We start from the raw sequence: 6413 nt of genomic DNA on the forward strand, positions 1-6413 counted from the left end.
CTCTAATTCTATTTTTGGGACTTTGGATGATATAGGTAAAAATAGAATATGCTCCATTAAGTATTTCGCGTTTTCCAGTGATGGATAATTAAAAGAATTCCTAGGGGATTCACAGACTGTCAAACTAGTGGTTCCCCTAGTGACATCAAAATTGTGCGATCGCAATTTAACCATCAGTAATTCTGGCTGTTTGACGATAATTGGAAACAACCAAAAAGAATGATAATTAGCTTGAATTCCCGGAAATATAATGTTTTTGATATTTGCTTGGAGAATGGCTAGAAAATTTTGGGCTGTTTCGATACGATCAGAAAAATCTTGACATTTACTCTCTTCACATTTCGTCAATCGATATGCAATAAAGTATACTAAATGATGGGGAGGACGATAGCGTATTTTGGCAAGTAAATTTCCTTGAGCAAAACCTCTTGTTGTCGCGTTGATTGTCGAATCTAAATCTTTTGATAATATGTTCAAAGTCTGGAGTAATAAATAATAAACCCAGGGAATTGATAGTGTTTTTAAGAGTAAGTATTTCCAAACCCGTATCAAAAACCATAATTCAGTTTTTTGGGGATATTGCTGATGTAATTCTTGTATATTTTCAGCTATTTTTTGATTTTGGGTTTGATTTTTTATTAAGGTTACTCCTCCTCCCAAAGCAGTAGATGATTTAATCGAACCAAAACTGAAAAAACTAATATCAGCTTGTGGATGTCCGTAATATTCACTTCCTGCAAATGCTTGAGCGCAATCTTCTATCAAAATCAAATTATGTTTTTGGCAAAATTCCACGTAGGGATGTAAATCAATCACTGTACCGAATAAATGGGTAATCAGGAGAACTTTTGTTTTTCCTGAAACTGATTTTTCTAATTGTTCTAATGATGGTTCGCAAAGTTGGAGAGAAATATCAACAGAAACAGGAATTAGTCCATTAATTTTGATGATTTCTATCATGTTTTTAATAGTTATGGCACTCATTAACACTTCCGAACCAGTGGCAAAATTAAGTGACTGCAATAACAAATCAAATGCAGTTCTGACGGAAAATGTAACTACAATTTCTTTATCGACTGGGAAGAAAGATTTAATACTATTAAGACTTTCATTTATCTCAATCCTGTGTCCAAAGGAAAATAGGCTATTGATTAAATCGTGATAACTAATGTCTAGTTGCAACCTTGGGTAAATTTGGAATCGTTTTTCATATATTTGAATATTTCCTATTTTTTGTAATAAATTCATTATTTATAAATGATTAATAACGAAACTGGTATTCCCTACTAAAAAAATAGTACCTTATTCTCAGGTACTAAAAGTAGTGATATTGGAGTTGTAAAAGAAAATACATTATTGTATCAGTAATTATTATTAGCACGGGGACTGCGAGTGCCAACAGCAGCACCAATCATTGATGAAACTTGCCAACACTATCACGCGTAAGGGTGGGGAGACCCCACCCCTACAATTGTGGAGAATTTACTTATTGGTATTCCTTAGGAATGAGGATTAAATAAAGTGAAACAGTAGCGTAACGCACCATTCCTAATTCAAGCATAATTACATGTTATTTAATTTGCGTTCCCTTAGAGACAATTCGTTGTGGATATTATTTTCGACGACTAACGTATCTTCACCGCAGTTCCACTAGCGGTAATGAGGATAAGAACTCCAGATTGGTCAATATTAATAGTACCAGTATCGATTTCAATACCGATAACAGCATCCGCTCCTAAGCGTCTTGCACGTTGTTCTAGTTCGCTTAATGCTTTCTGCTGCCCTTCTTCAAATAGCCTTTCGTAGCTTCCTGTACGTCCACCAACGATATCGCGGATGCTTGCGAAGAAATCGCGCAAGAAATTACTGCCATAAACAACTTCTGCGGTAACAATTCCCAAGTAGGATTGAACTACGGCACCTTGAATTACATCTGTAGTCGTTAAAATCATAATTTTTCCTCAAAAACATCAAAACGGTTCGTATTGGTCTTATTTATTTGAATTTCCAGGGTTTAATGCATCAAGCAATGGGATAGCTTGGAACAGTTTTTTTTGGATTGGGTGAAATTGATAATATTCCTACCACTTAGCATTCCCACAATATTCTAGGGTTCGGGAACATACCTAATTCATCGTAAATCTTTTGTAAAAGTAAAGAAATGGAGTTTTCAAATCTGGAAATTTTTGTTTTAATGTACAATCAACCTCGGAAATTGTAAGAAAAAGTTACAAAAGATTTTTAGGTAATCAACTGTGTACAATCGAACATCGCTTGTTATTATTTTTCTCTTGTTAGGAAGTATTTCAATGGCAGAGCCTTCAGTGGCTCAGGCACAAGTATTGGTAGCGCAACGAACAACACAAGAGGTTAAGCAGTTGCTAGATGAGGGACGCAGACTTGTAGATGCAGGAGATTACAGAGGTGCGATCAGTGTTTATCAACAAGCTGCAAATCTCGAACCGAAGAATGCTTCGATTCATTCGGGTATCGGTTATTTGTATGCACTACAAGGGAATCTTCAGTCTTCGCTGTCTTCCTACCGTCGTGCAGTCTCATTGAACCCCAACAATGCCGATTTTCAATATGCCTTGGGTTACGTTAGTGGTAATTTGGGCGATAACCGCACTGCAAAGGATGCATATCGTAAGGCAATTCAGATCAACCGTAATAATGTCAATTCTTATCTTGGATTAGCGACTGTTTTGTTGCGTTTGGGTGATACCAATAGTGCAATGTGGGCTACAGAACAGGCTATGAACTTGGATAGGAACCATCCCCAAGTTTTTGAGTTACGGGGTACATTTTTGATGAAGCAGGGTAAATCGAAAGATGCGATCGCACTGTTGAAAAAAGCACGGGATATCTATGAAAGACAAGGAAAACAGGAAAATGTTAGTCGTATCGATGAGACTTTGCGGAAAATAGGAGGATGAGGGGATTCTAGATTTTAGATTTTAGATTTTAAATCGATTCAATATATTGTGGTGTGAGTTATTTGTTGACTAGAACTATAAAATAAGCGTTCCCTCAGTTTGATAAACCTATTTTCCAAGTTTGAGGGACGCATTGTTATGTTTATACTAAAAACGGGTTAGAACTTTACTTTTAACAAGCGTGAAAATCTTGAAGATACTACCCTTCGGGAATGCGTGCTTCGTACGTTCTACCCTGCGGGTAGACGCGCAAGCGGCTTCTGTAAGTAGCAAGCTACAGTATGACAGAAGTCCAGATTTTACCCGTTTGCAGTATATTTTCAGATGTTGACTATATTAAAATTAAGGTTTTAGAGGTTTATGGTTTAATAATTTTTCATTAAAATAGATTAATGCATAAATTATTACTGAATTTTCAAGATGAAAAGCTCTTACGACAGGCTTTAACTCATCGTTCCTATGTTAACGAAAATCCTGGCGAAGTCCATAATGAGCGACTCGAGTTTTTGGGGGATGCCTTACTAACCTTTATCAGTGGTGAATATCTCTATCGGAAATATCCGGAGTTTGCAGAAGATGAAATGACTCGACGCAGATCTGCATTAGTTCAAGAAAAACAACTTGCCAAATTTGCGATCGCAGTTGGTTTAGACTCGAAGATGCGCTTAGGTAGGGGAGCGATTCAGGATAGAGGATTTCAGAGTCCCAATTTATTGAGTAGCACCTTTGAAGCAGTAGTGGGAGCTTATTATTTAGATCGCGATCGTAATATCGAGGCAATTCGTCCAATTATTGAAGATTTATTCAATTCTGTACCGCAAATGACGGTTGAAGTCCGTTCCAATGTAGATTCCAAAAATCTATTTCAAGAGTGGGTACAGACAAATTTCGGCACTATCCTGCCTAACTATGTTACTCAACGATGTGGTGGTTTGGATCATGCACCAGAATATTTAGCTAAAGTCTTGGTTGACGAGCAGCTTTATGGTGAAGGAAGAGGATGCGGCAAGAAAGGAGCAGAAAAACGCGCTGCTGAGGATGCTTTATCGAAGCTGAAAAAGCAGGGATTAATTTAGTGTCATCAAAAATATCTTCAAAAAAACCTGGTTTCTCCCACACGATAAATCTTAAACTAAGCGCGACAAGAACCAGAAACCGGGTTTTTCACAAAACGACAAAACCCCGAATAACCGAATAATTGCGTTTTCCTGATGTTACATGTTGGGAAGTGCGATGTCTGACGACAAGCCTGACGGCTACGCATTTCATTAGCTGTTAAAATACGAATAAAATCAACAGCTTGCGTTTGATTATGCGATCGCTCGAACAATTGACCGAAGAATTATTATCCTTGCCTAGCACATCTAGGGCACTTCTCGCTGATAAACTGGTGGAAAGCTTGGAATTTAATACCGATCCTGAAATTCAAAGAGCCTGGGTAAATCAGCCAAAGCAGCGACGGGATGAAGTCAGAAATGGTTCTGTTCAAACAATTTCCGGAGAGGAAGCTTTGGAGCAAGTGAGACGATTACTTGAATAATGAAGTATATTTTTCATCCTGAAGCAGTCGAGAACCTGGATGCTGGAAAGAACGAAAATAAATTTGATGAATGCGATACTCGTACCGAGTCGTTACGCGATCGCAGTCTCAATTCCATCTAAAGCTATCCTCAAGAAACCCGGTTTCTCGCAAAACGACAAAACCCCGAATAACCAAATAACTAGGGTTTTTCGATATTATTTCTTGGGTTTACGGGGAAGTGCGATCGCATTTTATATTTGGAAGTTTTGGTGTTCAATAACTACAAATTCTCGATAAATTCTTCATCAGAAACACCAGCTTGGTTCAAAATGCTTTTGAGTGTCCCAATTGCGATCGCACCTAATCTTCAATTCCATCCAAAGCTATTCTCCAGAAACCTGGTTTCTCGCAAAACGACAAAACCCCGAATAATAAAATAGTTGCGGTTTTCCCGATATTGTCTGTTGGGAAAATAGGGAAGTGCGATCGCGTAGAGCGCTGACTTGTCGGTTCGCAACTTGGTAACTCAAATTCTGTATATCAAGACTTATCCCTATAAACCTTACCGTGACTCCAAAAATTCTTCTATAGTCACTTCGATATCACTTGCTATTTGCCGTAGAAGTCTAGGAGAAATATCACGTCCTTTATGAAACGGAACCGTTGTTGCTCGACCATCTTCGTGCCGAAACTGCTTGTGCGAACCTCTTTGACGAACTTCTACAAAACCTAAATTTTCCAGAATACGTACAACCTCTTGTGGTTTCAATATAGGAATACTGCTCATCGCTTACGGAATCACAATTTGCTGTGTACCAACAAACTCCGTGTTCAATTCTACATTGTCATCTTCCAAAAGCATTTCAATGACTTCGCGAAGATTATCACGTAACTCGTCTAAAGTCTCTCCTTGGGAATGCGCTCCAGAAAACCCAGGAACATAACCAACGTAGAGATTAGTATCAGTATCTCGTTCGACAATCGCAGTGAAAACTTTCATAAGCTGATTATGTTTATTCGATCGCTCAATTCAAATACTAGTAATAGCATAAGATATTCTAATGCCGCGCGATCGCAACTTGGTTACTCAAATTCTGTATATCAAGACTTTGATTCTCTCTTGTATTCTTCCCAAGACACTGTACCGTTAATTCGTATATCTTCTCTCGCTTCTTGAATATCTTTTAAATCTTCTTTTTCTTCCTCTTCGTCAATCTGTTTTAATAATGCCAAAATTTCATCTAAATTGCTATCGTAAGCTTGATGTAATAGTACATTAATAGCCTCAATAATTTCTTTTCTCTCGCGGTCGCTTTTCATAGTTGATATTTATTTTAGGTTTTACTAGATAGATTCGAGTTTGGGATATATATTTGTAGGTTGGGTGGAACGGAGTGGAACCCAACACATGATATGGAGAATATATAAATTATTTAAATCACAAAAATCTTTAATTTAAACGAGTAAAATAACACTTTAATAATTATATAAAAATGTTGAGTTACGACGCAAATGTAGATTTCTCATTAGCTACAAATATCTCTCGTACGTCTCCACCCAATCTACGTGTATTTACTACCTGATCTGCGTAAAATGCGTAAAAAAAATATACTTTTATTAAGATATAGTTTTTTTGATATCTTTTTTGTATAAAGTGCATATTATCAAGCTATAGCACCCATAATTTCTGAAAAACTTTTAGAGAATATGGAACAAGAACAGAAGAACAAACAGAAGGAAAAGCAAGCCAAAAATTTCAAGAACACAGGTTCTTCCTTCTAAAAAGTGAGTATAATTCATGTTTAAAAATTCCATTAGTGCAAAAATATTATATTTTCTTGGAGAAATTCAAAATCATCTTCATGATGGAACTATTAAGCATGAGTTGATTCAGATTGTTAGACATACTAGAGATAGAGAGATTCTAGATATTTGCGATCGCTCTGCTCAATGTT

The 6413-nt window shown here is 36.9% G+C and carries 11 protein-coding genes; 5 read left to right on the forward strand and 6 right to left on the reverse strand.

What is annotated here, in order from left to right; genetic code table 11:
- Both CK510_RS24370 and CK510_RS24375 read right to left on the reverse strand, forming a co-directional pair.
- A partial coding sequence (locus CK510_RS24370; protein WP_095724139.1) for an aminotransferase class V-fold PLP-dependent enzyme occupies window positions 1–1248 on the reverse strand: 1248 nt, incomplete at its 3' end.
- Between the two features lie 377 nt (window positions 1249–1625).
- Window positions 1626–1952, reverse strand: coding sequence for a YbjQ family protein (locus CK510_RS24375; protein ID WP_095724140.1), 327 nt, complete (start codon window positions 1950–1952; stop codon window positions 1626–1628).
- A gap of 357 nt (window positions 1953–2309) precedes the next feature.
- Here CK510_RS24375 and CK510_RS24380 point away from each other — a divergent pair, with 357 nt between their 5' ends.
- From CK510_RS24380 to CK510_RS31175, 5 genes are all read left to right on the forward strand, one after another.
- Complete coding sequence (locus tag CK510_RS24380; RefSeq protein ID WP_095724141.1) at window positions 2310–2936, forward strand: tetratricopeptide repeat protein; 627 nt, start codon at window positions 2310–2312, stop codon at window positions 2934–2936.
- A 392-nt stretch (window positions 2937–3328) separates the two neighbouring features.
- Window positions 3329–4012, forward strand: a complete 684-nt coding sequence (gene rnc / locus CK510_RS24385; protein ID WP_095724142.1) for a ribonuclease III — start codon at window positions 3329–3331, stop codon at window positions 4010–4012.
- Window positions 4013–4248: 236 nt separating this feature from the next.
- Window positions 4249–4476, forward strand: coding sequence for an addiction module protein (locus CK510_RS24390; RefSeq protein ID WP_095724143.1), 228 nt, complete (start codon window positions 4249–4251; stop codon window positions 4474–4476).
- Window positions 4476–4598 (forward strand): hypothetical protein, encoded by a 123-nt coding sequence (locus tag CK510_RS34095; RefSeq protein ID WP_281257080.1) that lies wholly within the window; start codon window positions 4476–4478, stop codon window positions 4596–4598. Before CK510_RS24390 ends, CK510_RS34095 begins: the two co-directional genes overlap by 1 nt.
- Entirely contained in the window at window positions 4543–4755 is a 213-nt protein-coding gene (locus CK510_RS31175; RefSeq protein ID WP_211293289.1) for a hypothetical protein, read from the forward strand. Before CK510_RS34095 ends, CK510_RS31175 begins: the two co-directional genes overlap by 56 nt.
- Before the next feature lie 86 nt (window positions 4756–4841).
- On the opposite strand, the gene CK510_RS32000 is transcribed toward CK510_RS31175, so the two are convergent.
- The 4 genes from CK510_RS32000 to CK510_RS24405 form a co-directional block, all read right to left on the reverse strand.
- Window positions 4842–4988, reverse strand: a complete 147-nt coding sequence (locus tag CK510_RS32000; RefSeq protein ID WP_158224957.1) for a hypothetical protein — start codon at window positions 4986–4988, stop codon at window positions 4842–4844.
- A 32-nt stretch (window positions 4989–5020) separates the two neighbouring features.
- Window positions 5021–5245: a type II toxin-antitoxin system HicA family toxin gene (locus CK510_RS24395; RefSeq protein ID WP_095724144.1), complete on the reverse strand. Its 225-nt coding sequence runs from the start codon at window positions 5243–5245 to the stop codon at window positions 5021–5023.
- Window positions 5246–5248: 3 nt separating this feature from the next.
- Window positions 5249–5458, reverse strand: coding sequence for a type II toxin-antitoxin system HicB family antitoxin (locus CK510_RS24400; RefSeq protein ID WP_095724145.1), 210 nt, complete (start codon window positions 5456–5458; stop codon window positions 5249–5251).
- Between the two features lie 101 nt (window positions 5459–5559).
- Window positions 5560–5778, reverse strand: a complete 219-nt coding sequence (locus CK510_RS24405) for a hypothetical protein (protein WP_095724146.1) — start codon at window positions 5776–5778, stop codon at window positions 5560–5562.
- Window positions 5779–6413 lie beyond the last annotated feature (635 nt).

Source organism: Brunnivagina elsteri CCALA 953, assembly GCF_002289455.1.
Classification (GTDB): Bacteria; Cyanobacteriota; Cyanobacteriia; order Cyanobacteriales; family Nostocaceae; genus Brunnivagina; species Brunnivagina elsteri.